Source organism: Kitasatospora sp. NPDC002551 (assembly GCF_040296005.1).
Lineage (GTDB): Bacteria > Actinomycetota > Actinomycetes > Streptomycetales > Streptomycetaceae > Kitasatospora.
In genome coordinates this window covers 1-3,781 of sequence record NZ_JBEOWI010000143.1, presented here as the reverse complement: position 1 = coordinate 3,781, position 3,781 = coordinate 1, and the positions used below count along the sequence as shown (strand labels likewise).

The following is a 3,781-nucleotide window of genomic DNA, read 5'->3' as shown; positions in this document are numbered from 1 at the left end:
ACACCACCTTCCCCACCCACACCCGCCACCGCGTCGACCTCCCCACCTACGCCTTCGACCACCGCCGCTACTGGCTCGAACCCGACACCCCCACCACCGTCACCACCGCCACCGACCCCGTCGAAACCGCCTTCTGGGAAGCCGTCGAACGCGAAGACCTCGACCACCTCGCCACCACCCTCGAACTCGACACCCCCGACACCCTGTCACCCCTCCTCCCCTCCCTCACCTCCTGGCGCCGCCGCAACCGCGAACAAGCCCTCACCGACTCCTGGCGCTACCGCATCACCTGGAAGCCCCTGACCGACCCCAAGGCCACCGTGCCGTCGGGCAGTTGGCCGACCGTGATCCCCGCGGGCGTCCCCGAGGCGCACCAGGTGGTCGAGGCCCTGCGCGGCCAGGGCCTCCAGGTGGTGCCGCTGGAGGTGAAGCCCGCGGACGCCGACCGCGAGACGCTCGCCTCGCACCTGCGGGAGGCGCTGGACGGCACGGCCCCCGCCGGAGTGCTCTCCCTGCTCGCCCTCACCGAGGGCCCGCACCAGGGCTGCCCGGAGCTGCCGGCCGGGCTCGGTCTCACCCTGACGCTGGTCCAGGCCCTCGGCGACGCGGGAATCGACGCTCCCCTCTGGCTCGCCACCCGCGGCGCCGTCACCACCGCACCGGCAGGCACCGCCGGGACCGACCGGCCGGTCGACCCCGCCCAGGCCGCCGTCTGGGGCCTGGGGCGGGTCGCCGCCCTCGAACACCCGCAGCGCTGGGGCGGCATGATCGACCTGCCCGAGACCCTGGACGGCCGCGCCGCCGCGCTGCTGTGCGCCGCCCTGGCCGGGCCCGGCGACGAGGACCAGCTCGCCGTGCGTGGCACCCGCCTCCTGGTCCGCCGACTGGTCCGGGCGTCCCTGGCCGCGGCGGACCCCGTCCCGGCCTGGAAGCCCCGCGGCACCGTGCTGATCACCGGCGGCACCGGCGGCATCGGAAGCCAGACGGCCCGGTGGCTGGCCCGCAACGGCGCCGAGCACCTGGTCCTCACCAGCCGCAGCGGCGCGGCGGCGCCCGGCGCGCGGCAGCTGGAGGCCGAACTCACCGAGCTGGGCGCCCGCGTCACCCTCGCCGCCTGCGACGTGACCGACCTCGCCGCGCTGACCGACCTGGTCCGGCAGGTCGAGGCGGACGGTTCGCGGATCCGCACCGTCCTGCACATCGCCGGCGCGGGCGTGCTGGTGCCGCTCGCGGACACCGACCTCCTGGAGTTCTCCGACACCGCCCACGCCAAGATCGTGGGAGCGGCCAACCTGGACGCGGTGTTCGACCGCTCCGAGCTGGACGCCTTCGTGCTCTTCTCCTCCATCTCCGCGGTCTGGGGAAGCGGGGACCACGGCGCCTACGCGGCGGCCAACGCCTACCTCGACGGCCTCGCCGAGCGGCGCCGGGCCCGGGGCCTCGCCGCCACCTCGGTGGTCTGGGGCATCTGGAGCCCGGAGGACGGCGGCGGCATGGCCGCCAACCTCGCCGAGGAGCAACTGCGCGGCCGCGGCATCCCGTTCATGTCGCCGCAGCTGGCCATCAACGCCTTCCAGCAGGTGCTGGACCGCGACGACTGCGTGGTGGTCGTCGCGGACGTCGACTGGGAGCGGTTCGTCCCGGTGTTCACCTCCGCCCGGCCGAGCCCGCTGCTCGGCGAGGTGCCGGAGGTGGCCGGGATCCTGGCCGCCGAGGCCGCCCCGGCCCCGGCCGGGGACGACGACTCCTCGGTGCGCCTGCGGCTGACCGGGCTGTCCCCCGAGGAGCGCCGACGCGCCCTCTCCGAGCTGGTGTGCACCCAGATCGCCTCGGTGCTCGGCTACCCCGGCCCGGCGGCCGTCGACGAGTCACGGGCCTTCCGGGAGCTCGGCTTCGACTCCCTGAGCGCCGTCGACCTGCGCAACCGGCTGAGCGCGGCGACCGGCCTGCGCCTGCCCGTCACGGTGGTCTTCGACTACCCGCGGGCCCGGGCGCTGGCCGACCACATCGGGGCCTCGCTCTTCCCCGACCAGGGCCGCACGGCCCCCACCGACCCCGCCGAGGCGGAGGTCCGGGAGCTGCTGGACTCCATTCCGCTGCTGCGGCTCCAGGAGTCCGGACTGCTCGACGAACTGCGCAGGCTGGCCCAGTCGCCCGACACCGATTCCGCCGCGGTGCCCGGCGACGGCGACTCCGCGGAGGCCATCGACGATCTGGACGTCGATGGGCTGATCCGCATGGCGTACGACAACAAGTGACCTCTGAGACGAAGCGAAGAGCGGAGCAGATGATGACGAGCGCCGACGACAAACTCGTGGGAGCGCTGCGCGAGTCCCTGAAGGAGACCGAGCGGCTGCGGCGGGCCAACCAGCAGCTCACGGCCGCGTCCCGGGAGCCGATCGGCATTGTCGCCATGAGCTGCCGCTACCCCGGGGCCGGCTCCCCCGAGGAGCTGTGGAACCTGGTCGCGCGGGAGCAGGACGCCATCTCCGGGTTCCCCGTCAACCGCGGCTGGGACCTGGAGGGCCTCTACGACCCGGACCCGGACCAGCAGGGCAAGGTCTACACCACCGAGGGCGGCTTCCTGCACGACGCCGACCGCTTCGACCCGGCGTTCTTCGGCATCTCCCCGCGTGAGGCCAGTGCCATGGACCCGCAGCAGCGGTTGCTGCTGGAGACCTCCTGGGAGGCCTTCGAGCGGGCCGGCATCGACCCCTCGGGCCTGCACGGCACCAAGGTCGGCCTGTTCGTCGGAGCGGCGTACCAGGGCTGGGGCATCGACTACCAGAACGTGCCCGACGGCGTGCAGGGCCACCTGGTCACCGGCATGTCGACCAGCGTCATCTCCGGCCGCGTCTCGTACACCCTCGGCCTGGAGGGCCCGGCCGTCACGGTCGACACCGCGTGCTCGTCCTCGCTGGTGGCCCTGCACCTCGCCGTCCAGTCGCTGCGGCAGGGCGACTGCGCGATGGCGATGGTCGGCGGCGCCGCGATCATGGCCGACCCGCTCGGCCTGGTCGGCTTCAGCCGCCAGCGCGGCCTGGCCCAGGACGGCCGCTGCAAGGCGTTCAGCGAGGACGCCGACGGCATGGGCCTCGGCGAGGGCGTCGGCGTGCTGCTGCTGGAGCGGCTGTCGGACGCGCGGCGCAACGGGCACCCGGTGCTCGCGGTCGTCCGGGGCAGCGCGATCAACCAGGACGGCGCGAGCAACGGGCTGAGCGCGCCGAACGGTCCCGCCCAGCAGCGGGTGATCCGGGCGGCGCTGGCCAACGCCCGGCTGACGCCCGAGCAGGTCGACCTGGTGGAGTCGCACGGCACCGGGACGACGCTGGGCGACCCGATCGAAGCGGGCGCCCTGCTGGCGACGTACGGCCAGGGGCGGCCCGCCGAGCGGCCGCTGTGGCTGGGCTCGGTCAAGTCGAACCTGGGACACGCCCAGGCCGCGTCCGGCGTGGCCGGGGTCATCAAGACGGTGATGGCGATGCGCAACGGTGTGCTGCCGCGCACCCTGCACGTCAACGAGCCCTCGCGGAAGGTGGACTGGGAGTCCGGCGCGGTGCGGCTGCTGACGCAGGCCCGGCCGTGGCCGCAGGGCGAGGAGCCCCGGCGGGCCGGTGTGTCCTCGTTCGGTGTGAGCGGCACCAACGCCCACATCGTCCTGGAGCAGGCGCCAGCGGAGGAGCCGGCCGCCGTCGAGGAGTACCCGTCCGTGCTGCCGGGTTCGGGGGTGGTGCCGCTGGTGGTGTCCGCGCGCAGCGCCGCGTCGCTGCGCGCTCAGGCC

General features: G+C 74.5%; 2 protein-coding genes. Both read left to right on the top strand.

The annotated features are described in order from the left end of the window. Positions 1-2,258, top strand: a 2,258-nt coding sequence (locus ABT093_RS40560) for an SDR family NAD(P)-dependent oxidoreductase (RefSeq protein WP_350572528.1), incomplete at its 5' end; no start/stop codon positions are given. A gap of 56 nt (positions 2,259-2,314) precedes the next feature. Beyond that, positions 2,315-3,781, top strand: a 1,467-nt coding sequence (locus ABT093_RS40555; RefSeq protein WP_502884432.1) for a type I polyketide synthase, incomplete at its 3' end; no start/stop codon positions are given.